This is a genomic window from Paraburkholderia sartisoli (genome assembly GCF_900107685.1).
Taxonomy (GTDB): Bacteria; Pseudomonadota; Gammaproteobacteria; order Burkholderiales; family Burkholderiaceae; genus Paraburkholderia; species Paraburkholderia sartisoli.
In genome coordinates this window covers 121,589-145,549 of the sequence record NZ_FNRQ01000002.1, presented here as the reverse complement: position 1 = coordinate 145,549, position 23,961 = coordinate 121,589, and the positions used below count along the sequence as shown (strand labels likewise).

The window sequence follows — 23,961 nt, the reverse complement described above, 5'->3', positions numbered from 1 at the left end:
TGCACCGCACGCGCGCGCCGCGCATGCGCCCGAAGCGCATCGCGACGTCGCGCGACCCGTGCGGAACGCGCGGAACACACCTGTTTTGAACCATCCAGCAACAGAGAGGACATCCGACCATGGCACAAGAAACCATGAGCTTTCAGGCAGAAGTGAAACAGCTTCTGCATCTGATGATTCATTCGCTGTACAGCAACAAGGAAATCTTTCTTCGCGAACTGATTTCGAACGCGTCGGATGCCGCCGACAAGCTGCGCTTCGAGGCCATCGAAAACAGCGCGCTGTACGAAAACGATCCGAACCTGCGCATCCGCGTGTCGTACGACAAGACCGCGCGCACCATCAGCATCGACGACAACGGCATCGGCATGAGTCGCGACGAAGCCGTCGCGAACCTCGGCACGATCGCGCGCTCCGGCACGAAGGAATTCTTCGGCAAGCTCTCGGGCGACCAGCAGAAAGACGCGGCGCTGATCGGCCAGTTCGGCGTGGGTTTCTACTCGGGCTTTATCGTCGCCGACCGCATCACGGTCGAGACGCGTCGCGCCGGCCTGCCCGCCAGCGAAGGTGTGCGCTGGGAAAGCGCGGGCGAGGGCGATTTCTCGGTGGATTCGATCGGGCGCGCGGCACGCGGCACGACGATCACGCTGCATCTGCGCGCCGACGAGGACGAACTGCTCTCCACCTACAAGCTCAAGTCGATCATCCAGAAGTATTCGGATCACGTCGCGCTGCCGATCCTGATGCAAAAGGAAGAGTGGGACGCGGAAAAGAGCGGGATGGTCACGAAGGATGAAGACGAGACCGTCAACCAGGCAAGCGCGCTGTGGACCCGTTCGAAGAGCGACATCACCGACGAACAGTACACGCAGTTCTACCAGCATCTCTCGCACGACCATCAGGATCCGCTGACGTGGACGCACAACCGCGTCGAAGGCCGCAGCGAATACACGCAGCTGCTGTACGTGCCGGCGCACGCGCCGTTCGACATGTGGAACCGCGATCATCGCGGCGGGTTGAAGCTGTACGTGAAGCGCGTATTCATCATGGATGACGCCGAACAGCTGCTGCCGTCGTATCTGCGCTTCGTGAAGGGCGTGGTCGATTCGGCGGATCTGCCGCTGAACGTGTCGCGCGAAATCCTGCAGGAAAGCCGCGACGTGAAGGCGATCCGCGAAGGCGTGACGAAGCGCGCGCTGTCGATGCTCGAGGAACTGGCGAATTCGGAAGACGAAGCAGTCAAGGCAAAGTACACGACGTTCTGGACGGAATTCGGTCAGGTGCTGAAGGAAGGCGTCGGCGAGGACTTCGCGAACAAGGAACGCATCGCGAAGCTGATCCGCTTCGCGTCGACGCAAACGGATTCGCCGGAACAGACGGTTTCGCTGGCTGATTACGTTTCGCGCATGAAGCCGGAACAGTCGAAGATTTACTACGTCACCGCCGACACGTTCCAGGCCGCGACGCACAGCCCGCATCTCGAGGTGTTCCGCAAGAAGGGCGTCGAAGTGCTGCTGCTGACGGACCGCGTCGACGAATGGATGCTGTCGTTCCTGAACGAATTCGACGGCAAGCCGCTCGCAAGCGTCGCGCGGGGCGACCTCGATCTCGGCGCGCTGAACGACGCGGAAAAAGAGGCGCAGGAAAAGGTCGGTGAAGAACTGAAGCCGCTCGTCGAACGCATGAAAGAAGCGCTGAAGGACAAGGCGAAGGACGTGCGCCTGACGTTCCGGCTGACCGATTCGCCGTCGTGCCTCGTGGCCGACGAAGGCGACATGAGCGGCTACCTGCAGCGCATGTTGAAGGCGGCGGGGCAGCAGGCGCCGGCGTCGCATCCGATCCTGGAAGTGAACCCGGAGCACGCGCTCGTGAAGAACCTGCACACCGACAGCGCGAATTTCGACGACTGGTGCCATCTGCTGTTCGATCAGGCGCTGCTCGCGGAAGGCGGCGCGCTGGAAGATCCGGCGAGTTTCGTGAAGCGGACCAACGCGCTGCTGCTGGCTCGCAGCGCGTGAAAACGGGGCTGCGTGCCCCGGCTTTCGTGTGATGTGTCATGGTGAAAAAAACGCTGCCGTTTTTCGGGCAGCGTTTTTTTTTGCCTTGCGTGGCGGCACACCGGCCGCCTGATCTAAATCAGCCGGCGAACCTGCGCGAGGACGGACCCGGCCAGTTCCTTCGCGGCTTCGGTCGCGTGCCTGTCGTCGAGTACGTGTGCCGCGAGCCGTCCCATCGCGACGCTCGACTGCTTCGCCGTGTGATGCTGCGCGAGCGCCGAACCGGCCAGTTCTTTTTCCTGATGCGACGCGCCGTGCGTTGCCAGCACGACGGCGGCAAGATGGGCAATGCGGTCGGACGTGTGTTTTGTGTTGATGGTCAATCTCTTCTCCCTGTTTGCGGACCTGTTCCGGTTCAAATGACACGACCCGCAGGACGCGGGCCGCGCGAAACAGTATGGATAACGACGCATGCCGTTGAGCACCGGCGCTTTCAGAATCGTTTGTGAGATGGCGTGAAGCCGTGGCGTCGTAATCTGCCGTCTGCCCGCGCCGTCGGGCGTCCGCGGGCAGAGGCGGTCGGATTCGACCGTGTTCTGCGACACGTCAATCTGTTGCGCCGAGCAGTCTTCCCATGTCAGAGCCAGTGTTTGCGTCAGTGTCCGAATCTGTCTTCATCGTATGGTCGACCTTGCGGCAGCAGGGTTTCGACGCAGCGCTGCAATGCGCGCCCACGCTTGCGGTGGATGGCGTGCCAGCGGCTGGTCACGCCGAACTGTGCGCAAGCGCCGGCGATTTCGAAAGCGCGTGGCATCTCGCCACGATGAGTGCGCCGGATGGGAACCCGGGTGCGCGTTTCGCGCGGCTCGCGCTCTTCGCCGATGCGCTCGGCGATACCGACGCGGCGACGCGTTATAGCGAGCAGGCCGTCCTCGTGCAGCCCCGCGAAGCGAGCATCGAATGGATCGTGTGGTTGAGCAATCGCTGCGCGGCGCATCCGGCTGCCGCGCACATGCTGCGCGCGTACGGACATCGTTTCCCGGACGACGCCCGCGCGCCGTGGTGGCTCACGCAAACCCTTGCGGCAATCGCGAACCCGGAGTCTTCGGCCGAGCGTCACGCTGCGCTCGCCCGTGCCTGGTCGCTCGATCCCGCGATTCATCCCGACTTGCCGTTGCAGTTTGCCATCGCCTGCCGCGAGATGCGCGCATGGGACCTCATGGAGCGCGTGGCCCGCGAAGCGCTCGCGAAACATCCCGCCGATGCCGAAATGGCCTGGCAGCTCAGTCACGCGCAATGGCAGCGCAACGACGCAGCCGCGGCCGAAGCTACCATGCGCGCCGTCGACCGCGCCGCACCAGGCAGCGCGAGCGTGGTGGCGGCCATCGGCCTGTATCTGACCGAGCAGGCGCGGTATGCCGACAGCGAAGCCGCGCTACACGCGGCGCTTGCGCTGGACCCGGGCGCGGTCATGCCGGCGGTCGACCTGGCCGAACTGGAATTGCGTCGCGGCGCGTGGCGTGACGCATGGCCGCGCTACGAGGCACGCCTCGCGCGCGGCGACCGCACGGCGGAGAACATCGTCAACGTGATGGCGCGACGCGGTCCGCGCTGGCGCAACGAGCCGCTCGCGGGCAAGACGCTGCTCGTGTACAGCGAGCAGGGTAGCGGCGACGATATCCAGATGGTGCGTTTTCTGCCGATGCTGGCGGCGCGCGTGCGGGACGAGGGCGGTCGCGTCACGCTGGCCTGCCGACGCGCGCTCAAGCCGCTGTTCTCGCGCTATTTCGCGGACTGCGTGTCGATCGAAGACGATACGCCCGGCCGGTGTCACTTCACGTTGCCGATGATGAGCGTGCCGTTCGTGATTGGCCTTCAGCCGGAGCAGGTTCATGGCACGCCTTATCTGCGCGCGGATGCGGGGAAAGCCGCGTCGTGGCGTGAGCGTGTGAGCGCGAACGCGGGCGGTTCGTCGACGAAATTGCAGGTCGGTCTGGTGTGGCGCGGAAGTCCTTCGCATCGACGCGACGCAAAGCGTTCGATTCCGCTCGCGGCGCTTGCCCCTTTGCTTGAGTTGCCGGATGTCGTGTTCCATCCCCTGACGCCAGGCAGCGGCGCAGAACTGGCATCCGCGTTCAACGTTGCCTGCGCGGGTACCCGCATGACGGACCTGACCGCCCATTACATCGAAGGCTTCGACGATCTGGCCGCTCACGTCGCGGCGCTCGATGCGCTCGTGAGCATCGACAGTGCGCCCCTGCATCTGGGCGGCGCGCTTGGGCGTCCGGTGCTGGCGATGCTCGATTACGTGTCGCACTGGTGCTGGGGCGTCGCGGAAGCGCAGCCGTGGTACGACACGGTCGACCTTTTCCGTCAGCCGCGGGCGGGCGACTGGTCACCGGTTGTCGAGCGCGTGATCGCGCGGTTGCAGCAGCTCGCGGCAGCGTCGACGCGCCAGTCCACGTAAAACGTCGCCGTGCGGAAAGCAGGGCGGGGTGCATCTTATAATGTGGCGCATGTCTATCCGTTTCGATGCCGCCGACGCGCACTGGCGCGTGGCGCCCATGCCCGGTTTCTCGCCAGACCAGAAAGACTGGCTCACCCGCGGCGGTTCGCTGACCGCCCATCTCGCGACGCTCGGCGTGGTCACCATCCGCGTGACGCGTGAAATGGTCGCGCGTGCGTGGGACGATGAATGCGCTGCGTTGTGTGTCACGTCGCGTGCGCCGGTCTGGGTGCGCGAAGTCGTGCTGTCCATCGACGGCACGCCGTTCGTCGCCGCGCACAGCATCGCGCCGCTCGCCGCGAGCGTCGGTGTGTGGCAATCGATGCGGCGCCTGCGCAACCGGCCGCTCGCCGAACTTCTGTACAGCGACGGCAGCGTCGCACGATCCGCGCTGGTGAGCCGTCGGCTCAACGCGCGACATCCGCTGTACCGGCTCGCTTCGCGTGAGATCGAAGCGGCTGTGCCACACGGGCTCGTCGCGCGTCGCTCGGTGTTCGAGCGACACGGTGCACCGCTGATGGTCACCGAATGCATGCTGCCCGCGCTGTGGGCGCATCTTGCCTCGCGCACGCGAACGCATGATGCGCGCGAATCCGGCTACGACGCGCCGGGGCGTGTGTATCCGCGTGAACATGGACGTCCGCTCGATCACACGACGTCGCGCGCCCATTCGGCGTACGGCGCACATTCCACGCAGCCCCTCGAACGGGCACCGCGCAAGGCAAGCCGCTGATGCTGCGCGGCTTTTCTCCCGTGGTCGCGGCCGATACCCACACGATTGTGCTCGGCAGTTTCCCGGGCGAAGCGTCGCTCGCGGCGACGCAGTACTATGCGCATCCGCGCAACCAGTTCTGGCGGCTTTTGGGTGCCGTGACCGGTGAGGCTTCGCTTCACGAGTTGCCTTACGATGCGCGACTCGAACGCGTGCTTGCGCATGGCATCGGCATCTGGGACGTGCTAGATGCGTGTCAGCGTGAGGGCAGTCTCGATTCGGCGATTCGCAACGCGCAGCCAAATGACTTCGCTTCGTTACGCGAGCATGCACCGTTGTTGAGGAAGGTCTGCTTCAACGGGAAGACGGCGGGGCGGTTTGCTGAAGTGATCGGTGCGGCAGGGTACGAAACGCTCGTATTGCCTTCGTCGAGTCCGGCGAATGCTATGCTCTCGTTCGACCAAAAATTGCGTCTCTGGCGCGACATCCTGACATGACGAAACTGATCAAGCGTGCATCCGCCGAGGCGCGTGCTTTCCGCAACAAGCAAGCTGATTCCGGGGAATCGAAGCAGAAAATGTCGCGCGCGAAGCATCGCGCGTCCGGCCGGAACCGCGACGACGACCTTGACGACGCGCCGCTCATCGAGGCACCGAGAAAGCCGCGTTTCGCGCCGGTCACGTTCTCGGAAGAAGGTGGCGTGCGCTATCTGCATTTCGGCACCGAGTGGGTACAGGGTGCGATGCGCCTGAAAAAGCCGAATCACATCGAACTCGAATACGCACAGCAGATGATGGCCTGGCTGCTATTTCTCGAAACGCCGAAGCGTGTCGTCCAGCTGGGTCTGGGCGCCGCGGCGCTGACCAAGTTCGCGCACCGTTTCCTGAAGCGCGCGAAGGTCGAGGCCGTCGAGCTGAACCCGGCCGTGGTGGTGGCGGCCCGCACGATGTTCGAGCTGCCGCACGACGACGCCCGCCTGACCGTGCATGAGACCGATGCATGGGACTTCGTCAACGATCGCGCGAATCACCGCACGATCGGCGCGTTGCAGATCGACGTCTATGACGCGACGGCGCGCGGCCCGGTGCTCGACAGCGTCGCGTTCTACCGCGCGGTGCGCGCGTGCCTGACCGATGCGGGCGTGGTGACGATCAACCTGTTCGGCGACCATCCGAGCTTCGTGCGCAACATGAAGCGCCTGAACGAAGCGTTCGACGGCCGCGTTTTCGCGTTGCCGGAAGTACACGACGGCAATCGTGTCGCGATTGCGTTCTCGGGTCCGGCCATCGATGTGCCGTTTGCCACGCTGCAACAGCGCGCAAAGCTGATCGAAGACACGCTCGCGCTGCCGGCGCGCAAGTGGCTCAAGGGCTTGCAGGAGTCGACGGGACAGACGTCCGGTTCGTTCTCGATCTGACGTCCCCACGCGCTCACGGGCGCGCGCGGTAGCGCGTCGTGTCAAGGCGACAGCGAAGGCCGCGAACGGCACAGGCCGTCGCGGCCTTCGTCATTTCCGGCGAACCACGCCAGCGCACCACGCCGGCGGCAGCGTGCGGACGGGGCGTCGCCACAGCGCTGCCGCGGCATCGGACGCGACGCTGCGTCGCACATCACGCAGCCGAATCCGACCTTTTTCCACTTGACAGGGTGTTGCGCGCTCGGGAAGAACCCGCTTGACCGCATGTTCGCGGCTCCTATACTCTTTCGGAGCTTTCGGGGTGCCCGTCGGCTATCCGCCCACGGGGGCCGGTATCCGCCGACATCGGCGGACTAATCAATAAAAGTAAAGAAGAGGAGACGTCATGGCTCACGACGCCGGCGCCAACAAATCCAGCAAAGGCTGGTTGTGGCTGTTGCTACTTCCCTGGATCGCCATGATCTGGGTGCCGTCCTACAACAAGGTCGAACCGCAGCTGTTCGACTTCCCGTTCTTCTACTGGTACCAGTTGCTGTGGGTGCTGATCAGCGCCGTCATCACCGCACTCGTGTACGTCAAGACCAAAACGCGCCCGACGGCCAATGGCTCGCAAGGGGACGCGAAATGAACGCTATCGCAACCTTTGTCTTCGTCCTGTTCTTTGTCGGCGTCACGATTCTCGGTTTCGTCGCGGCCCACTGGCGCCGCGGCGATCTCGCGCATCTGGAGGAGTGGGGCCTCGGCGGCCGCCGCTTCGGCACGATCGTCACCTGGTTCCTGCTGGGCGGCGACCTGTACACGGCGTACACGTTCGTGGCCGTGCCCGCACTCGTGTTCGGCGCCGGCGCGACGGGCTTCTTCGCGCTGCCGTACACCATCCTGATCTATCCGTTCGCGTTCGTCGTGTTCCCGAAGCTGTGGAGCGTCGCGAAGCGTCATGGCTATGTGACCTCCGCCGACTTCGTCAGCGCGCGTTACGGCAGCCGCATGCTCGCGCTGGCGATCGCCGTGACCGGCATCGTGGCGACGATGCCGTACATCGCGCTGCAACTGGTCGGTATCGAAGTGGTGATCGGTGCGCTCGGTTTCGACACGACGGGCTTCATGGGCGACCTGCCGCTCATCATCGCGTTCGCGATCCTGGCGGCGTACACGTACACCTCGGGTCTGCGCGCGCCGGCGATGATCGCGGTCGTCAAGGACGTGCTGATCTACATCACGATCATCGCGGCGATCATCGTGATTCCGCCGCAACTCGGTGGCTTCGGGCATATCTTCTCGGCCGTGCCGCCCGCCAAGCTGCTCCTGAAGGCGCCGGACGTGAGCAACCTGAACGGCTATAGCGCGTACGCGACGCTCGCGGTCGGCTCGGCGCTCGCGCTCTTCCTGTATCCGCACTCGATCACGGCCGTGCTGTCGTCGAAGTCGGGTAACACGATCCGCCGCAACATGGCGATGCTGCCGGCCTATTCGCTGGTGCTCGGTCTCCTCGCGCTGCTCGGCTTCATGGCGCTCGCGGCCGGCGTGAAGGACATGCCGGAATTCGTGCCGTACTTCAAGGCGTTCGGTCCGAACTTCGCGGTGCCGGCGCTGTTCCTGCACTTCTTCCCGTCGTGGTTTGTCGGCGTCGCGTTTGCGGCGATCGGCATTGGCGCACTGGTGCCGGCGGCGATCATGTCGATCGCGGCTGCGAACCTGTACACACGCAACATTCACAAGGAGTTCGTGAACCGCAACATGACGCACGAGCAGGAAACGAACGTCGCCAAGCTCGTCTCGCTGATCGTCAAGGTCGGCGCGGTGGCGTTCATTCTCGGCCTGCCGCTGACCTACGCGATCCAGTTGCAGCTGCTCGGCGGGATCTGGATCATCCAGACGCTGCCCGCGATCGTGCTCGGCCTGTACACGCGCGTGCTCGACTACCGTGGCCTGCTGGTTGGCTGGGCGGTCGGCATCGCGACCGGCACGTGGATGGCGATTTCGCTGAAGCTGGCGGGCTCGATCTTCACGATTCACCTGTTCGGCCTCGCGATTCCGGGCTACGCGGCAGTGTGGTCGCTGATCGTGAACCTGGTGGTGTCGGTGATCGTGAGCCTGCTGGTGCGCACGTTCGGCATGACAAAGGCTGAAGACCGCACGCGTCCGGAAGACTATCTGGACGTGGTCGAAAGCTGATCGAAAGACATCCGGTGGCGCCCCGCGCGCATCCGGATCTTCGCTGTACCCGAAACGCCCGCGACGAAAGTTGCGGGCGTTTCTGCTTCTGGTGCGGGATACTGGGCATGCGTTGAACGTGTCTTTCAACGCCTTCATCTGAAATCCGCCTCGATACGCATGCCCACAGCCGATTCCGACCACCTTCAAACCCGTCGCGCGCACCCCGGTCGCGCCCGGCGCCTGCTGCGCACGATCGTCTCGCCGTACTACCGCTATCGTCACGCGAAGCTCTTTCACAGCCTGCGCGTCGGTCTCGCCATGCTGGTGTCGATTCTGGCTACGACCGGCGTCGACGTGCCGCACGGCATCTGGGCATCGGTGACGCTGCTGGTGGTGATCGGCGGCCTGCAACACCATGGCAACATCCGCAAGAAGGCCGCCGACCGGGCGGCCGGCACGCTGCTCGGCGCGTCGATCGGGCTTTTGCTGATCGTGCAGCGCGACCTGATCGGCTCGCTGCCGCTCACGTATGTGCTGATGTCGGTGGTGGCGGCGATCTGCGCGTGGTTCGCGATCGGCAAGGCGGGCTACGTCGCGCTGCTGACGGCGATCACGATGTGCATCGTCGCGGGTCACGGCGAGAATCCGATGGACGTCGGCCTCTGGCGCACGCTGAACGTGCTGGTCGGCATCGCGATCGCGCTGGCGTTTTCCTTCGCGCTGCCGCTGCACGCCACGTACTCGTGGCGCTACCTGCTGGCGGACAACCTGCGCGCCTGCGCGCGCCTCTATGCGCGCCTCGTGCGGGGCAGCCCCCCATCCGCCGACGACACCCTGAAGACGTTTCTCGCGCTCAACGCGCGGCTCGTGCAGCTGCGCTCGCTGATTCCATCGGTGGCGAAGGAAATCGACGTGCCGCAGGACCGGCTGGAGGAAATGCAGCGCCTGCACCGGGCGGTGCTAAGCGCGCTGGAGCTGATGTCGACGGGTACGATCGCGCATCTCGACGCCGCCGGCCGTGCGGCCTTCGCGCGTGAATGCGGGATCGAGGTGGATGCCGTACGCACCGCGCTGCTCGGCATGGCGCGCGCATTGCGCTTCGCGGGCGCGACGCGGTTTCATGTTCCCGGCGCATCGACGCTCGCCACGCAGCCGGACCCGGCGCTGCTGGCAAGCCTGCCCGTGGACCTGCATGGCCCGTACTGGCTCGGGCTGCGGCTCGCGGAGCAGGTCGACAGCCTGCGCGCGCTGTTACTGGAAACCGAGGCGAACTGGAATATCGAGCAGGGCACGCGCGTCACCGCCTGAGCAGGCGGGCGCGCGTACACGGCATGAGGGTGCCGCAAGCGAAGGGCTTAACCGCCCTGGTGGGGAACGGTTACCATCCACGGAATGCCGAATTTGTCGACGACCATGCCAAAGCCGTTCGACCAGAACGTCGCCTGCCACGGCATCATCACGCTGCCGCCTTCCGCCAGCGCGTTGAAGTATTTTTCGGCCGACGGGACGTCGTCGGCGGTGAGCGAAAGACTGAACCCGGCGGGTCGCGGCGATGCGCTGTTGCAGTCGCCATCGGAGGCCATCAGTTCGGTCGCGCCGATCCTGAACGTCGTGTGCATGATCTTTTCTTCGTTGCCGGGCGGCATGGTATGGCCGGCGGACGGCGGCGCGTCCTTGAAGCGCATCTGGAGCAGCACTTCGGCACCGAGTTTCTCGCCGTAAAACTTCATCGCCTCTTCACAGCGGCCGTTGAAGAACACATAAGGCTGAACTTGCATCGTCGTCTCCTTGAGAGTGTCGCGGGGTGTCCGCGCAAGCAGTGCCCCCGGCCGTCCCGTTGTGCGGGAACGCGCCGGAAAGCGACCGTGCAGAAGAGTGTAGACGCTGTTTCGCGGATGTTTGTGACAGTGTGTCAGGAGGCGAAAGCGGGGCAGCGCCCGAGGCGCCGGCAAGGCCGTGCGCGTGACCGCGAGCGGGTCACGCGCAGGTGAAGCGGTTCGTCTGGTGAGTACGCGCTGTCCGGTACCGGTATTACTGGCCCGGCCGGACGTTGGGACGTTGACCCTAGCGCAGACTTTCGATGAGCTTTTCGAGCTTGACCGCGTCGGCGGCGAACGTGCGGATGCCTTCCGAGAGCTTTTCCGTGGCCATCGCTTCTTCGTTCAGCAGGAAGCGGAACGATGGCTCGTCGACCGGCACGCGCGCGATGTTCTCGTTCCTGCCCGTTTCCGCCGACAGCTTGCGCTCGACCGTGTCGTTGCTGTCCTGCAGCTTTTGCAGCAGGTCCGGGCTGATGGTCAGCAGGTCGCAGCCGGCCAGTTCGGTGATCTGTGAGGTCGTGCGAAAGCTCGCGCCCATCACCTCGGTCTTGTAACCGAACTTCTTGTAGTACGCGTAGATGCGGCGCACCGACTGCACGCCCGGGTCGTTCGCGCCGCCGTCGCGTGCTTCGTCCCAGTTGCTGCCGGCGTTCTTCTTGTACCAGTCGTAGATCCGGCCGACGAACGGCGAGATCAGCTGCGCGCCCGCTTCAGCGCACGCGGCGGCCTGGGCGAGCGAGAACAGCAGCGTCATGTTGCACTTGATGCCGTCCTTTTGCAGCACTTCGGCGGCGCGGATGCCTTCCCACGTCGACGCGAGCTTGATCAGCACGCGTTCGCGCCCGATGCCGGCGGCCTTGTAGAAACCGATGAGTTCGTGGGCCTTGTCGATCGACGCCTTCGTATCGAACGACAGGCGCGCGTCGACTTCGGTCGAGACGCGGCCCGGAATGATCTTGAGAATCTCGGTGCCGAAGGCGATCAGCAACTGGTCGATGATGGCGCTGACCGGTTTCGACGCGTGATCGCGGACGGTTTTTTCGAGCAGCGGACGGTAGTCGTCCTTCTGCACGGCCTTCAGGATCAGCGACGGGTTGGTCGTCGCGTCCTGCGGCTTGTACTGCGCGAGTTGCTGGAAGTCGCCCGTATCTGCGACGACGGTGGTGTACTGCTTGAGTTGATCGAGTGCGGTTGTCATGTCGAGCCTTCTGGGCGCGCACGCGCCGTGGTCCAGGGGAAAGATGGGACTGCCGCCATGCCGCTGCGGCAGCGGTCATCATGCGGCGTTCATGCGATGGAACTGTGAAGCTTACCGCGAAGCGCCGCCCAATAACGCTATTCTATGGCGGATCGGGTGATAGGGTTTTGACAGTGTGCGTATTCCGCTGCCCGGCTCCGGCTCCGGCTCCGGCTCCGGTGCGCTGAAGTCATGCCCGGCGCGCGTTCAGCACGAACTGTGTCAGCACGCCCGCCACCAGACCCCAGAAAGCGGAGCCGATCGACAGCAGCGTCAGGCCCGAGGCCGTCACCATGAAGGTGACGAGCGCTGCCTCGCGCTGCTTCACGTCCTGCATCGCGTTGGCAAGACCGCTCATGATCGAGCCGAACAGCGCGAGCGCGGCCACCGAAACGATCAGCGCATCCGGCAGTGCAGCAAAAAGCGCCGCGATCGTCGCGCCGAAAATACCGGCAATCAGGTAGAACGTGCCGCACCAGACGGCCGCCGTGTAGCGCTTCGCGTGGTTTTCGTGCGCTTCGGGGCCTGTGCAGATCGCCGCCGTGATCGCCGCAAGATTGATGCCGTGCGACCCGAACGGCGCGAGGATCAGCGAGGCGATGCCCGTCGTCGCGATGAGCGGCGAGGAGGGCGTCGTATAGCCGTCCGCGCGCAGCACGGCGATGCCGGGCACGTTCTGCGACGCCATCGCGACCACGAAGAGCGGAATGCCGATACTGACGATCGCGGAAACCGAAAACGCCGGCATCGTGAGCACCGGGTGTGCCAGCGCGACATGAAACTGGCTGAAGTCGAGGAGGCCCAGCGCGCCGGAGAAGGCCGTGCCCACGATCAGCGTCGTCACGATCGCGTAGCGCGGCGCCGCGCGCTTGATGAAGAGGTACGTGAAGAACATCACGAGCACGAGCGCGGTTTGAACCTGCGCCGCGTGGAAGATCGCGATGCCGATCTCGAAGAGGATGCCCGCCAGCAGCGCGGACGCGATGCCTGCCGGAATCTTCTTCATCAGCGTGTCGAACCAGCCCGTCAGGCCGACCGCCGTCAGCAGCAACGCGCAGACAATGAACGCGCCGATCGCCTCCGGATACGCGACGTGCGGCAGCGACGTCACCAGCAGCGCGGCCCCGGGCGTCGACCACGCGATGACGACCGGCGCGCGGAATTTCAGCGACAGCCCGATCGAGGTGAGCGCCATGCCGATCGAGAGCGCCCAGATCCACGATGAAATCTGCGCGTCGGTGAGATGCGCGGCCTGGCCTGCCTGGAACATCAGGACGAGCGAACTCGTGTAGCCCGTCATCATCGCGACGAACCCTGCGACGATCGCCGATACCGACGTGTCGGCAAACGGCCGCAGCTTCGCGGGGCGTACTTCGGCGGGGGAGAGTTCGGGCGTGGAAGACTGCGTCATGCGGATTTTTTCGTGAGAGGGGTGGACGTGGCGTTATTTGCTGAGCACGCGCATCGCGGTTTCGAGTCCGGCGAGCGTCAGCGGATACATGCGCTGGCCGAGCACCTCGCGGATGATCGACACCGACTGGCGGTATTCCCACAGACCTTCCGGTTCGGGGTTGAGCCACGCGTGATGCGGGAACTGGTCGGCGAGGCGCCTGAGCCAGACGGCGCCCGGCTCGGTGTTGTTGTACTCGACCGAGCCGCCCGCCTGCACGACTTCGTACGGGCTCATCGTCGCGTCGCCGACGAAGATCAGCTTGTAGTCGGGCGTGAACCTGTGCAGTACGTCGTACGTCGGCGTGCGTTCGGCGTGACGCCGGCGGTTGTTCTTCCACAGGTAGTCGTACACGCAGTTGTGGAAGTAGTAGAACTCGAGGTGCTTGAATTCGGCCCGGGTCGCCGAGAACAGCTCTTCGGTGCGCTTGATGTGATCGTCCATCGAGCCGCCGACGTCGAGCAGCATCAGCACCTTCACGTTGTTGTGACGCTCGGGCACCATCTTCAGGTCGAGCCAGCCGGCGTTCGCCGCGGTGCTGCGGATCGTGTCGGGCAGGTCGAGTTCCTCGGCGGCGCCTTCGCGCGCGAAGCGGCGCAGGCGTCGCAACGCGATCTTGATGTTGCGCGTGCCGATTTCGACCTGATCATCGTAATCCCTGTACGCGCGCGCCTCCCACACTTTCACGGCGCTGCGGTTGCCCGATGCCTCGCCGCCGATGCGGATGCCCTCCGGGTTATAGCCGCCGTGCCCGAACGGCGACGTGCCGCCCGTGCCGATCCACCTGTTGCCGCCTTCATGACGCTCTTTCTGTTCCTCGAAGAGCGCTTTCAGGCGTTCCATCAGCTTGTCGAGACCGCCCATCGCCTCGATCTGCGCTTTCTCCTCGGGGGTGAAGTCGCGTTCGAATTTCTTCTTCAGCCAGTCGAGCGGAATGTCGAACGCGAGCTCCGTCTTGCCCGCGACACCGCGAAAATACGCGCCGAACGCCTGGTCGAAGCGGTCGAAATACTGCTCGTCTTTCACGAGCGTGAGCCGCGCGAGATAGTAGAAATCGTCGAGCGACGGCGCGATCACGTTCGCCTTGAGCGCTTCGAGGAGCGTCAGGTACTCCTTCACCGAAACCGGCAGTTTCGCGGTGCGCAACGAATAGAAGAAGTCGATCAGCATGCTGTTTCCTCTGCGTGTCCGGGCCCGTGCGCTCGTGATGGCTGGTCGTGGCGGGCGCGTCAGCGCGCGAGCTTGTATTTCAGGTTGGCGCGCACGGCGGGCCATTCCGGTTCGATCACCGAGAACACGACGGTGTCGCGCAGCACGCCGTCCTTGCCAATCTGATGGCTGCGCAGGATGCCGTCCTGCTTCGCGCCGAGCCGCGCGATCGCGGTGCGCGACTGATGGTTCATGAAATGCGTGCGGAACTCGACGGCGATCGCGTGCAGCGATTCGAACGCATGCGTGAGCAGCAGGAGTTTCGCCTCGGTGTTGAGCGGCGTGCGCTGCACGCGTTGCGCGTACCACGTATGACCGATTTCGAGCCGGCGATTGACGGAGTCGACGTTGAAAAAGCGCGTCGAGCCGACGATGTCGCCGGTCGCGTCGCGCACCACGAACGGATGCGCGCCGAGGTTGTCGCGCATGGCGAGCGCGGCGTCGATCCACGCGCGCTCGGTGCCGGGCGCCGGCACGGAGGTGTACCAGAGCTTCCACAGTTCGCCGTCGGCGGCCGCGGCGGCGATGGCCGCTTCGTGATCGGGCGTCAACGGCTCAAGCGTGACGTGCTGTCCTTTCAGCGTAACGGGCTCTATCCAGCGGCTCATGTAACGGCTCTCCGTACGGGTTCGATCGATTTGCATCCCGACAGGGCAGGCGGCCCGCGACATACTGTCGCACCCTGGCGCCTTCGCGTCCTCGCACCGGGTGCGGGCCTAGCGGTTGTTGCGGTTCATGAAAATGAGGCGCTCGAAGAGGCCCACGTCCTGCTCGTTCTTCAGCAGCGCGCCGTGCAGCGGCGGAATGATCTGCTTCTGGTCGGGCGAGCGCAGCGCTTCGGGCGGGATGTCTTCGGCGAGCAGCAGCTTCAGCCAGTCGAGCAGTTCGGACGTCGACGGCTTCTTCTTCAGGCCCGACACGTTGCGCAACTCGAAGAAGCTCTGCAACGCGGCGGCCAGCAGTTCCTTCTTGATGCCCGGATAGTGGACCTCGACGATCTGCTGCATCGTCTGCGCGTCGGGAAAGCGGATGTAGTGGAAGAAGCAGCGGCGCAGGAATGCGTCGGGCAGTTCCTTCTCGTTGTTCGACGTGATGATGACGAGCGGACGCTGTTTCGCCTTCACGAGTTCGCGCGTCTCGTACACATAGAACTCCATGCGGTCGAGTTCGCGCAGCAGGTCGTTCGGGAATTCGATGTCGGCCTTGTCGATCTCGTCGATCAGCAGCACGACCTGTTCGTCGGAGTCGAACGCTTGCCACAGCACGCCCTTGACGATGTAGTTGCGGATGTCCTTCACGCGCTCGTCGCCGAGCTGCGAGTCGCGCAGGCGCGACACCGCATCGTATTCGTAGAGGCCCTGCTGTGCCTTCGTGGTCGACTTGATGTGCCACTGGAGGAGCGGCATGCCGAGCGCCGCCGCGACTTCCTCGGCGAGCATGGTCTTGCCCGTGCCCGGCTCGCCCTTGATCAGGAGCGGACGCTTGAGCGTCATCGCGGCATTGACCGCGAGCTTGAGATCGTCGGTGGCGACGTACTGCGATGAGCCTTCGAAGCGCATGGCGAACTGCTCTCGTGGAAAAAGTCCAGTATAAGTCAGAAGCCCTGTTGCGCCGAAGCGTGTCCGGGTAGGGTGTGAACCCGGCGCGGCCCGCGTCTGCCCGTGCCGGTGAGGTGTCCGCGCAGTGCCCTCGACGGCCCCTCGACGTGCCCGCGATGAAGGCGGCGGCCTGCCGGGCTGGTGCGGTCATGGCGGCCTTGCGCCTGCCATGTGGACGCCCGGCGTGGCGTCGCGGTACAATTAGCCCGATTTTTTTGGCCTGCGTGGCACCTCTACAAGAATAACGGCGCAGGCCGTTGCCTTTTTCGGGCGCCCGTTTTCCCCTCATGCCAGGTTAGAACCTATGAACAGAATCGTCGGCAAACACCTCGTGATCGCAGCGCTGTCAGCGCTCGCAGGCTTTGCGGCCAGCGCGCAGGCGGCGGATGTCGTTGGCAACGCGAAGGCGGGCCAGGGCAAGGTCGCGATGTGTATCGGCTGCCACGGCATCCCCGAATACCGCACCGCGTACCCGGAGGTCTACCGGGTGCCGATGCTGGGCGGCCAGAACCAGGCCTACCTCGAAAGCGCGCTGCGCGCCTACCGGAAGGGCGATCGCCATTTCGAAACGATGCATGCCATCACGTCGTCGATGTCGGACCAGGACATCGCGGACGTCGCGGCGTACTACGCGGCGCAGACATCCTCTTCGAAGAACAATCCCGACAAATGACCGGTACAGGTCACTCACAGTTCACCACATTCGCGGGATAGGAGAATTCATGAAGAAGCCCCATCAGGCACTCCACACGGTGTTGAAGGCCGCGTGCGCGACGGTTGCGACAGTTGCATTCACCGGCCTCGTCGCGGCAAACGCGGCGCATGCCGCCGACGCCTCCAACGGCAAGGTGCTCGCCGACGCGCACAACTGCGCGGCCTGCCACGGTCCGAACCTGAACAAGCCGGTGAGCCCGGATTATCCGAAGCTCGCGGGTCAGCATGCCGACTACGTCTACTGGGCGCTGCGCCAGTATCAGATGGGCACCAGCAACCCGCACCTCGGTCGCAACAACCCGATCATGCAGGCGCAGGTGCAAAGTCTGTCGCAAGGCGACATGAAGGACCTCGCGGCCTACATCCAGTCGCTCGACGGCGATCTCGTGCAGAAGAAGTAAGCGCGGCGTCTTTCAGCAAGTCGAAACAAAACACCCTGCTTCTGGCAGGGTGTTTTGTTTTGGGGCTTCGGATCCGGCGGCCGCCGGTGGAGTGACGGTCTGGCGGTGGTCAGTCGCGTGAGGCGCGGCGCTCGATGCGGGCGAGGTACGCGTCGGTGTCCGGCGGCGTGCCGGTGCGCTGCGCTTCCCAGATCGTTTCGCCGAGGCAATCCATGATCGCGTGCTGGGCGTCGTGCGTCGAGCCGAGCCGCGAGGCGAGCCGCTCGTGCGCCGCGCGGATGCCCGGCGGCTGGTCGATCGACAGCTGTTCGGTGATCGCCAGATGCATCGACAGATGCAGGAACGGGTTCGTCTGGCCGCGCTCCGGCGAGTAATCCTGCGACGGCGCGGCTTCGGCGTTCGTGAGATCGGCGTGATACTCGGGGTGCTCGACGATCCAGTCGGCGGCAATCGCTTCGAGCGGCGTCAGGATTTCGCCCGCGCGCTGCTTGCGCCAGGTGTCGGTGAAAAAGAGGCGAACTTCGTCGCGGCTGGGATTGAACATCGTGGGCTGTATCGAAGGGGGGCGGCGTGCCTGTCGCAACCGCAAGCCGCTATTTTACGTGGTTGGGCCAACGCGCGCTGACGGCGCGGGTTCTGGCGACAGAGCGCGCCGGCAGGGTCACCCGATGCACGGCGCTGCCGCTCAAAGCTCCGGTGGCGGCGTCTTCGGCCGGTATTCGCACAGCGGCTCGATCGCGCAATGCCAGCACTCCGGCCGGCGTGCCTTGCACACATATCGCCCGTGCAGGATCAGCCAGTGATGCGCGTCGTGCTGGAACGCGGCGGGCGTGAACTTCTCCAGCGCGATTTCGACGGCGCGCACGTCCTTGCCCGGCGCGAGTCCGGTTCGATTGGCAACCCGAAAGATGTGCGTGTCGACGGCGATCACCGGATGGCCGAACGCGGTGTTCAGGATCACGTTCGCGGTCTTGCGGCCGACGCCCGGCAGACTCTCCAGCGCTTCGCGGTCGTCGGGCACTTCGCCGCCGAACCGGTCGAGCAGGATGCGGCAGGTCGCGATGACGTTCTTCGCCTTCGTGCGGTAAAGACCGATCGTCTTGATGTAGCCGGCGACACCTTCTTCGCCGAGCGCGAAGATCGATTGCGGCGTGTTCGCGACCGGGAACATCGTGCGCATCGCCTTGTTGACCGACACGTCGGTGGCCTGCGCCGACAGCATGACGGCGATCAGCAGCTCGAATGGCGTCGTGTATTCGAGTTCGGTGGCTGGATGCGGGTTGAGTTCCTGCAGCGTCTCGAAGATCGCGCGGCGTTTGTTCGCGTTCATGCTGGCGGTCAGGGTTCCTGTGAGGGGTTGCCGGGAGCGTCTTCCGCCGATGCCGGGTCAATGTCGTCGCCATCCTGCGCGATGCCAAGCCGGCGACGGCGCGCTTCGGCCGCGTCGATCTGCGCCTGCACGTCGGCGCTAACCTGCTGTGTGTTGTGTGGGCCTTTGCCCTGCGCCGCGAGTTCTTCCTTCTTCTTGCGGGCGCGTTCGAGCGCCGCCTGGATGATTGCGCGTTTCCTTGCTTCGTGATCGTCGGCAAGCCCTGGAGAAGGCGCGGAAGGTGTGGCAGCAGCCACAACCGCGCCGGACGCGGCCGCGACAGCCGCCGCTCCGCCTGACGCCCGGCGCGCGGCGGCGCGCGCTTCGGCGGCTTCGCGCTCGCGCGCGAGCCGCGCGTTGCGCGCGTCGTGGCGTTCGCGGGCGGCGTCGGCGAGCGGTTGCGACCACGCGTCCCACCCGGTGTGCACGCCGGTGACCGGCACCATCGCGATACAGTCGACGGGGCAGGGCGGAACGCAAAGGTCACACCCAGTGCAGAGCGCGGCGATGATCGTGTGCATCTGTTTAGGCGCCCCGACGATCGCGTCGACCGGGCACGCCTGCATGCACAGCGTGCAGCCGATGCAGAGGGTTTCGTCGATGACGGCCACCGGACGTGGACGCTCGACGCCGTTCTCCGGGTTCAGCGGCACGAGCGGTCGACCGAGCAGACCGGCAAGGCGTGCGATGCCCCCGGCGCCGCCAGGCGGGCACTGGTTATAGCTGGCCTCGCCGCTGGCGATGGCTTCGGCGTAAGGGCGGCAACCGGGGTAGCCGCACTTTGTGCATTGCGTCTGGGGCAGCAGATATTCGATGCGATCGGCTAGTGTTATGGAATCGGTCACGGTCACGACATCAGGGCTTGCCGGCGGCCGGTGCGGGGCGTGAAGCGGCCCACCCGGAGGCACGGCAACGGTGTACGGCAAGGCTGGAGCGCTTGCGCGACGGGGCTTGCGCCAAATAAGGGATTATCGCCGATTTCCCTGATTGTGCTTCGCAAACCATGTGCCATAATCGAAGCGCTTTCTCGAAAGACCGCAACAGGGTGTCCCCCAACCATGGCGCGCCCGCTCAGTGCCGCGGGTACCTGGCCGAGGAGAGGAGAGGCCGGCGGCACGATCCGGATAACGCGGCTCACGAAGCACGATGCCACCATGAATCAGCCGAAAATCAAAAGAGATCCTGAAGGCACCCGTCGCCGCATCCTGCTCGCGGCGGCAGAGGAATTTGCAAATGGTGGGCTATTCGGCGCGCGCGTCGACCAGATCGCCCGCCGCGCGGAAACCAATGAACGCATGCTGTATTACTACTTCGGTAGCAAGGAGCAGTTGTTCACCGCGGTCCTCGAGCACGCATTCGGCGCGCTCACCGAAGCCGAACGCACGCTCGATCTTGCCGGCTTCGCACCCGTCGAGGCCATCACGCGGCTCGCGCATTTCGTCTGGGACTACTACCGCGATCACCCCGAACTGCTTCGTCTCGTGAACAACGAGAACCTGCATGAGGCGCGCTACATGCAGAAGTCGACGCGCATCCGCGAGATGATCTCGCCGATCGTCACGACGCTCGGCAACATCCTGGAGCGCGGCCAGCGCGCGGGGCTCTTTCGCACGAACGTGGATCCGCTGCGCTTCTATGTGACGTTGTCGGGGATGGGGTATTACATCGTGTCGAACCGCTTCACACTCGAAGCGACGCTCGGCCGCGATTTCAGCTCGGCGAGCGAGCGCAGCGAAATCATGCAGATGAACACCGAGTTGCTGCTGGCTTACCTGATGCGGCGCTAGTCGCCTGGCCAGGACATCGCGAGGCGGCCGGCCGCGACTGTGACTTGACTGGATGCATCGTGCGCCGCGCCGTTCATCGGCGCGGCGCGTTGCCTGTTCGCGGCATCAAGCCTGCTGCGCTTCGACCTTTTCCTTCTTCTCTGCCTTGAGCGGCTTGTTGTGCTCGAGGATAAAGTCGCGCAGTTGCGGATAGATGATCGTGCGCCAGCGACGCCCCGAGAAAATCCCGTAGTGGCCGCACTTTTCGGCGGTGAAGTGCCGCTTGTTCTTCTCCGGGATGCCGCTGCACAGATCCTGGGCGGCGCGCGTCTGACCGCTGCCCGAGATGTCGTCGAGCTCGCCCTCGATCGTGAAAAGCGCCGTGCGCCGGATATCCTGCGGACGCACCAGCTCGCCGGCCACTTCCCATGTCCCTTCTGCCAGACGGAATTCCTGGAAGACGATCTGGATCGTCTCGAGGTAATACTCGGCGGCCATGTCGAGCACGGCGTTGTACTCGTCGTAGAAGCGGCGGTGCTGCTCGGCGTCTTCCTCGTCGCCGCGCATCAGGCTCTGGTAGTAGTCCCAGTGCGACGCGGCGTGCCGTTCCGGATTCATCGCGACGAAGCCGGTGTGCTGCAGGAAGCCCGGATAGACCTTGCGGCCGATACCCGGATAGTTCGGCGGCACCGTGTAGATCACGTTGTTCTCGAACCATTCGTACGAGTGCTGCGTGGCGAGCGAATTCACCGCGGTCGGGCTCTTGCGGGCGTCGATCGGGCCACCCATCATCGTCATCGTGCGCGGCGTGTCCTCGCCGCGGCTCGCCATCAGCGAGATCGCCGCGAGCACCGGCACGGTCGGCTGGCACACCGAGATCACGTGCAGATCCTTCGCGCCGATGTGACGGATGAACTCCTGGATGTAGTCGACGTAGTCGTCGAGATGGAACGCGCCGTCTTCGAGCGGCACCATGCGCGCATCGATCCAGTCGGTGATGTACACCTTGTGGTCCTGCAGCAGCGTGCGCACGGTGTCGCGCAGCAGCGTGGAGTGATGGCCCGACAGCGGCGCGCACACCAGCACGATCGGCTCGTCCTTCAGCTGCGTGACGGCGTCGCTGTCGTCGGCGTAACGCTTGAAGCGCAGCAGGCGGCAAAACGGCTTTTCGATGACGGTTTGCTCGACGATCGGAATCTTGTGGCCGTCTTTAACGATCTGGTGCAGGTTGAACTCGGGTTTTTCGTAATCCTTGCCGAGCCGGTATAGCAGCTCGTAGCCGGCGGACAGACGGGTTGCGCCCGGCACATAGGCGAGCGGGCTGGCTGGATTCGCGAAGGATTTCGACGCTGCCTGGGCCCAGGCGGTCAGCGGGCTCAAGACTGCCCGCTGGAATTCGTGCATTTGATAGAGCATGGGTGCTCCAGCGTTAGTGTTGTTCGCGTGGGGCGGCGCAATAACGCGTAATGCGTTGCGGCGGGGCCGTTATGAGTTCGTGGATCATCAATGAACCATTTGTTTATCGGCCGATACTGAAATTTCATGATATCGGACAAACACCACTTGTGCAACGCAGCAACCGTGCTGTGTCGCACGTATGGAATGTAAATAAATCAAGGGTTTGGTGCCGCGCCCGGCAACGCTTCCCGGGTCGTGGCCCGCGCACTGTCCGCCTGGCCGTTGGGGGCGGCGCCTTCGTGCGCGGGCTGGCCGGTCGCCTTCGCCATTTCCTGTTCGTGTTTCATCAGATTCAGGCCTGTATGAACCAGCGCAACATGGGAGAAGCCCTGGGGAAAATTACCAACAAGTCGCTTCGCCGCCGGGTCGTATTCCTCGGAAAGCAGTCCGACATCGTTCGCGAGCGACAGCAGGCGCTCGTACATCGCCGTTGCTTCCTTCACGCGGCCCTGCAGTGCCAGGTTGTCCACCAGCCAGAAACTGCATGCGAGAAACGTGCCTTCACCGGGTGGCAGCCCGTCGTCGAACCCGGTCGTGCGGTAGCGCATCACGAAACCGCCATGCAGCAGAAACTTTTCGACGGCCGCGACCGTACGCGCGATGCGCGGGTCCGACGGCGGCAGGAAGCCGAGCAGCGGCAGCAGCAGCACGCTTGCGTCGAGTTCGTCGCCGCCATAGACCTGGGTGAACGCGTTTAACGAAGCGTTATAGCCCTTTTCGCAGACATCTGCGTGAATCTGCGCGCGCACGGCATGCCAGTGATCGAGCGGCGCCGGCAGACCGAACGCTTCGGCCGATTTGATCGCGCGGTCGAACGCGACCCACGCCATGACCTTCGAGAACGTGAAATGCTGGCGGCCGCCGCGGGTTTCCCAGATGCCTTCGTCGGGCTGGCTCCAGATCTTTTCGAGGTGTTCGAGCATCGCGCACTGGATGTTCCACGCGGTTTCGTCCGCCTGCAGGCCACCGACACGCGCCAGATGCAGCGCATTCATCACTTCGCCGTAGACGTCGAGTTGCAGCTGGTCGACCGCGTTGTTGCCGACCCGCACCGGTTTGGCGCCCTGGTAGCCTGGCAGCCAGTCGAGTTCGAACTCCGGCAGCCGTCGCTCGCCGCCGATGCCGTACATGATCTGCAACTGCTGCGGCGAGCCCGCCATCACGCGGCCAAGCCACTGGCGCCACAGGCGCGCTTCGTCGTAGTAACCGCCGCGCATCATCGCGAGCAGCGTGATCGTCGCGTCGCGCAGCCAGCAGTAGCGGTAGTCCCAGTTGCGCGTGCCGCCGAGCTGTTCGGGCAGGGAGGTCGTCGGCGCGGCGACGATGCCGCCTGTCGGTTCGTAGGCGAGCGCTTTCAGCGTGATCAGCGAGCGGCGGATCGGCTCGGCCCAGCGGCCGGTGACGGTGCCGCGCGCCGACCATTCGAGCCAGTGATTCTCGGTGCGGGCGAGCGCCGTGTGCGGGTCGCGCGCGGGCGGCGTGCGCAGATGCGACGCCGTGTAGGTCAGCGTGAACGGCACGCGCTCGCCGGCCGTGACCGTGAATTCGGCGACGGTGCGCAGATTCTCGCCATGCACGTCGACGGGCGTGCGCAGCACGACGGTGTCGGGGCCGACGATGGCCTTGATGCCGCTGTCGCGGGCGAGGCGGCTGACCCACGGCACCGAGTAGCCGTAGTCGAAGCGCAGCACCAGTTCCATCTGCATGCGCACGGTGCCGCGTTTGCCGACGACGATCCGCACGAGTTCGGACGTGCCATTACCGGGCGGCATGAAATCGATGACGGTGACCGTGCCCTCGGGTGTTTCGAAGTCGGTTTCGAGAATCAGCGTTTCGCCGCGATAACGGCGCGACGTGACAGGCGCGGGCGCGCCTTCTTCGACGACGGGTGCGATCAGCCAGCGGCCGTTGTCCTCGGTGCCGAGCAGGGCCGCGAAGCACGCGCCTGAATCGAAGCGCGGCCAGCAGAGCCAGTCGACGGAACCGTTGCGGGCGATCAGTGCGGCCGTGTGGCCATCGCCGACGAGTGCGTAATCTTCAATGAGTGAGGGCATGGAGAGAGCTATCTGGAGCGCGTCGGGGGCGCATGGAGAGGGTCAGTCGGGTTCGGGCGCGGCGTTTGCACGGCGGCACATTAACCTGCGTTGACT

23 protein-coding genes are annotated in these 23,961 nt (G+C 64.7%); 11 read left to right on the top strand and 12 right to left on the bottom strand.

The window, feature by feature from the left end; translation table 11 throughout:
* Positions 1-119: 119 nt before the first annotated feature.
* Positions 120-2,018, top strand: coding sequence for a molecular chaperone HtpG (gene htpG, locus BLV45_RS07845; RefSeq protein ID WP_090531538.1), 1,899 nt, complete (start codon positions 120-122; stop codon positions 2,016-2,018).
* Between the two features lie 113 nt (positions 2,019-2,131).
* On the opposite strand, the gene BLV45_RS07840 is transcribed toward htpG, so the two are convergent.
* Positions 2,132-2,380: a hypothetical protein gene (locus BLV45_RS07840; RefSeq protein ID WP_090531536.1), complete on the bottom strand. Its 249-nt coding sequence runs from the start codon at positions 2,378-2,380 to the stop codon at positions 2,132-2,134.
* Positions 2,381-2,631: 251 nt separating this feature from the next.
* Between BLV45_RS07840 and BLV45_RS07835 the strand changes: the two genes are divergently transcribed.
* The 7 genes from BLV45_RS07835 to BLV45_RS07805 all read left to right on the top strand — a co-directional run bounded on the left by BLV45_RS07835 (position 2,632) and on the right by BLV45_RS07805 (position 10,097).
* Positions 2,632-4,464: a glycosyltransferase family protein gene (locus BLV45_RS07835; protein ID WP_090531534.1), complete on the top strand. Its 1,833-nt coding sequence runs from the start codon at positions 2,632-2,634 to the stop codon at positions 4,462-4,464.
* Positions 4,465-4,513: 49 nt separating this feature from the next.
* Entirely contained in the window at positions 4,514-5,236 is a 723-nt protein-coding gene (locus BLV45_RS07830; protein ID WP_090532787.1) for a chorismate--pyruvate lyase family protein, read from the top strand.
* Positions 5,236-5,712, top strand: coding sequence for a DNA-deoxyinosine glycosylase (locus BLV45_RS07825; RefSeq protein ID WP_090531532.1), 477 nt, complete (start codon positions 5,236-5,238; stop codon positions 5,710-5,712). The genes BLV45_RS07830 and BLV45_RS07825 overlap by 1 nt, the downstream gene beginning before the upstream one ends.
* Positions 5,709-6,632, top strand: a complete 924-nt coding sequence (locus BLV45_RS07820) for a class I SAM-dependent methyltransferase (RefSeq protein WP_090531530.1) — start codon at positions 5,709-5,711, stop codon at positions 6,630-6,632. Before BLV45_RS07825 ends, BLV45_RS07820 begins: the two co-directional genes overlap by 4 nt.
* 385 nt (positions 6,633-7,017) lie before the next feature.
* On the top strand, positions 7,018-7,260 hold the full coding sequence (locus BLV45_RS07815; protein ID WP_090531528.1) for a DUF3311 domain-containing protein: 243 nt from the start codon (positions 7,018-7,020) through the stop codon (positions 7,258-7,260).
* Positions 7,257-8,807: a monocarboxylate uptake permease MctP gene (mctP, locus tag BLV45_RS07810; protein ID WP_090531526.1), complete on the top strand. Its 1,551-nt coding sequence runs from the start codon at positions 7,257-7,259 to the stop codon at positions 8,805-8,807. Before BLV45_RS07815 ends, mctP begins: the two co-directional genes overlap by 4 nt.
* A gap of 159 nt (positions 8,808-8,966) precedes the next feature.
* Entirely contained in the window at positions 8,967-10,097 is a 1,131-nt protein-coding gene (locus tag BLV45_RS07805) for an FUSC family protein (protein WP_090531524.1), read from the top strand.
* A gap of 47 nt (positions 10,098-10,144) precedes the next feature.
* Here the strand turns inward: BLV45_RS07805 and BLV45_RS07800 are convergent, their stop codons facing one another.
* From BLV45_RS07800 to BLV45_RS07775, 6 genes are all read right to left on the bottom strand, one after another.
* The gene (locus tag BLV45_RS07800) at positions 10,145-10,567 is read right to left on the bottom strand and encodes a VOC family protein (RefSeq protein WP_090531522.1); all 423 of its coding nucleotides are present in this window, start codon (positions 10,565-10,567) and stop codon (positions 10,145-10,147) included.
* Positions 10,568-10,853: 286 nt separating this feature from the next.
* On the bottom strand, positions 10,854-11,807 hold the full coding sequence (gene tal / locus BLV45_RS07795; RefSeq protein WP_090531520.1) for a transaldolase: 954 nt from the start codon (positions 11,805-11,807) through the stop codon (positions 10,854-10,856).
* A gap of 229 nt (positions 11,808-12,036) precedes the next feature.
* Positions 12,037-13,257 (bottom strand): benzoate/H(+) symporter BenE family transporter, encoded by a 1,221-nt coding sequence (locus tag BLV45_RS07790; RefSeq protein ID WP_090531518.1) that lies wholly within the window; start codon positions 13,255-13,257, stop codon positions 12,037-12,039.
* Between the two features lie 33 nt (positions 13,258-13,290).
* Complete coding sequence (locus tag BLV45_RS07785) at positions 13,291-14,466, bottom strand: vWA domain-containing protein (protein ID WP_090531516.1); 1,176 nt, start codon at positions 14,464-14,466, stop codon at positions 13,291-13,293.
* A 59-nt stretch (positions 14,467-14,525) separates the two neighbouring features.
* Positions 14,526-15,113: a GNAT family N-acetyltransferase gene (locus BLV45_RS07780; protein WP_090531514.1), complete on the bottom strand. Its 588-nt coding sequence runs from the start codon at positions 15,111-15,113 to the stop codon at positions 14,526-14,528.
* Between the two features lie 108 nt (positions 15,114-15,221).
* Positions 15,222-16,064 (bottom strand): AAA family ATPase, encoded by an 843-nt coding sequence (locus BLV45_RS07775; protein ID WP_090531512.1) that lies wholly within the window; start codon positions 16,062-16,064, stop codon positions 15,222-15,224.
* A gap of 343 nt (positions 16,065-16,407) precedes the next feature.
* Here BLV45_RS07775 and BLV45_RS07770 point away from each other — a divergent pair, with 343 nt between their 5' ends.
* Together BLV45_RS07770 and BLV45_RS07765 are read left to right on the top strand one after the other, a co-directional pair.
* A complete protein-coding gene (locus BLV45_RS07770; RefSeq protein ID WP_090531510.1) occupies positions 16,408-16,776 on the top strand; it encodes a c-type cytochrome in 369 nt (122 codons plus the stop codon).
* 49 nt (positions 16,777-16,825) lie between these two features.
* On the top strand, positions 16,826-17,218 hold the full coding sequence (locus BLV45_RS07765; protein ID WP_090531508.1) for a c-type cytochrome: 393 nt from the start codon (positions 16,826-16,828) through the stop codon (positions 17,216-17,218).
* Between the two features lie 109 nt (positions 17,219-17,327).
* Here the strand turns inward: BLV45_RS07765 and BLV45_RS07760 are convergent, their stop codons facing one another.
* The 3 genes from BLV45_RS07760 to rsxB all read right to left on the bottom strand — a co-directional run bounded on the left by BLV45_RS07760 (position 17,328) and on the right by rsxB (position 19,438).
* Positions 17,328-17,762 (bottom strand): DUF1841 family protein, encoded by a 435-nt coding sequence (locus BLV45_RS07760; protein ID WP_090531507.1) that lies wholly within the window; start codon positions 17,760-17,762, stop codon positions 17,328-17,330.
* A gap of 141 nt (positions 17,763-17,903) precedes the next feature.
* Entirely contained in the window at positions 17,904-18,548 is a 645-nt protein-coding gene (gene nth / locus BLV45_RS07755) for an endonuclease III (protein WP_090531505.1), read from the bottom strand.
* 8 nt (positions 18,549-18,556) lie between these two features.
* Positions 18,557-19,438 (bottom strand): electron transport complex subunit RsxB, encoded by an 882-nt coding sequence (gene rsxB / locus BLV45_RS07750; protein ID WP_176954102.1) that lies wholly within the window; start codon positions 19,436-19,438, stop codon positions 18,557-18,559.
* Positions 19,439-19,741: 303 nt separating this feature from the next.
* On the opposite strand from rsxB, the gene BLV45_RS07745 reads away from it, so the two are divergent.
* On the top strand, positions 19,742-20,374 hold the full coding sequence (locus BLV45_RS07745; RefSeq protein ID WP_090531503.1) for a TetR family transcriptional regulator: 633 nt from the start codon (positions 19,742-19,744) through the stop codon (positions 20,372-20,374).
* A gap of 105 nt (positions 20,375-20,479) precedes the next feature.
* On the opposite strand, the gene BLV45_RS07740 is transcribed toward BLV45_RS07745, so the two are convergent.
* Both BLV45_RS07740 and BLV45_RS07735 read right to left on the bottom strand, forming a co-directional pair.
* Positions 20,480-21,769: a polyhydroxyalkanoate depolymerase gene (locus BLV45_RS07740; RefSeq protein WP_090531501.1), complete on the bottom strand. Its 1,290-nt coding sequence runs from the start codon at positions 21,767-21,769 to the stop codon at positions 20,480-20,482.
* 197 nt (positions 21,770-21,966) lie between these two features.
* The gene (locus BLV45_RS07735) at positions 21,967-23,865 is read right to left on the bottom strand and encodes a glycoside hydrolase family 15 protein (RefSeq protein WP_090531499.1); all 1,899 of its coding nucleotides are present in this window, start codon (positions 23,863-23,865) and stop codon (positions 21,967-21,969) included.
* Positions 23,866-23,961: the final 96 nt, after the last annotated feature.

Bases quoted from the DNA above. Each gene is read 5' to 3' on its own strand.
- htpG (WP_090531538.1), top strand. From the start codon at position 120: ATGGCACAAGAAACCATGAGCTTTCAGGCAGAAGTGAAACAGCTTCTG.
- BLV45_RS07835 (WP_090531534.1), top strand. From the start codon at position 2,632: ATGTCAGAGCCAGTGTTTGCGTCAGTGTCCGAATCTGTCTTCATCGTA.
- BLV45_RS07830 (WP_090532787.1), top strand. From the start codon at position 4,514: ATGTCTATCCGTTTCGATGCCGCCGACGCGCACTGGCGCGTGGCGCCC.
- BLV45_RS07825 (WP_090531532.1), top strand. From the start codon at position 5,236: ATGCTGCGCGGCTTTTCTCCCGTGGTCGCGGCCGATACCCACACGATT.
- BLV45_RS07820 (WP_090531530.1), top strand. From the start codon at position 5,709: ATGACGAAACTGATCAAGCGTGCATCCGCCGAGGCGCGTGCTTTCCGC.
- BLV45_RS07815 (WP_090531528.1), top strand. From the start codon at position 7,018: ATGGCTCACGACGCCGGCGCCAACAAATCCAGCAAAGGCTGGTTGTGG.
- mctP (WP_090531526.1), top strand. From the start codon at position 7,257: ATGAACGCTATCGCAACCTTTGTCTTCGTCCTGTTCTTTGTCGGCGTC.
- BLV45_RS07805 (WP_090531524.1), top strand. From the start codon at position 8,967: ATGCCCACAGCCGATTCCGACCACCTTCAAACCCGTCGCGCGCACCCC.
- BLV45_RS07800 (WP_090531522.1), bottom strand. From the start codon at position 10,567: ATGCAAGTTCAGCCTTATGTGTTCTTCAACGGCCGCTGTGAAGAGGCG.
- tal (WP_090531520.1), bottom strand. From the start codon at position 11,807: ATGACAACCGCACTCGATCAACTCAAGCAGTACACCACCGTCGTCGCA.
- BLV45_RS07790 (WP_090531518.1), bottom strand. From the start codon at position 13,257: ATGACGCAGTCTTCCACGCCCGAACTCTCCCCCGCCGAAGTACGCCCC.
- BLV45_RS07785 (WP_090531516.1), bottom strand. From the start codon at position 14,466: ATGCTGATCGACTTCTTCTATTCGTTGCGCACCGCGAAACTGCCGGTT.
- BLV45_RS07780 (WP_090531514.1), bottom strand. From the start codon at position 15,113: ATGAGCCGCTGGATAGAGCCCGTTACGCTGAAAGGACAGCACGTCACG.
- BLV45_RS07775 (WP_090531512.1), bottom strand. From the start codon at position 16,064: ATGCGCTTCGAAGGCTCATCGCAGTACGTCGCCACCGACGATCTCAAG.
- BLV45_RS07770 (WP_090531510.1), top strand. From the start codon at position 16,408: ATGAACAGAATCGTCGGCAAACACCTCGTGATCGCAGCGCTGTCAGCG.
- BLV45_RS07765 (WP_090531508.1), top strand. From the start codon at position 16,826: ATGAAGAAGCCCCATCAGGCACTCCACACGGTGTTGAAGGCCGCGTGC.
- BLV45_RS07760 (WP_090531507.1), bottom strand. From the start codon at position 17,762: ATGTTCAATCCCAGCCGCGACGAAGTTCGCCTCTTTTTCACCGACACC.
- nth (WP_090531505.1), bottom strand. From the start codon at position 18,548: ATGAACGCGAACAAACGCCGCGCGATCTTCGAGACGCTGCAGGAACTC.
- BLV45_RS07745 (WP_090531503.1), top strand. From the start codon at position 19,742: ATGAATCAGCCGAAAATCAAAAGAGATCCTGAAGGCACCCGTCGCCGC.
- BLV45_RS07740 (WP_090531501.1), bottom strand. From the start codon at position 21,769: ATGCTCTATCAAATGCACGAATTCCAGCGGGCAGTCTTGAGCCCGCTG.
- BLV45_RS07735 (WP_090531499.1), bottom strand. From the start codon at position 23,865: ATGCCCTCACTCATTGAAGATTACGCACTCGTCGGCGATGGCCACACG.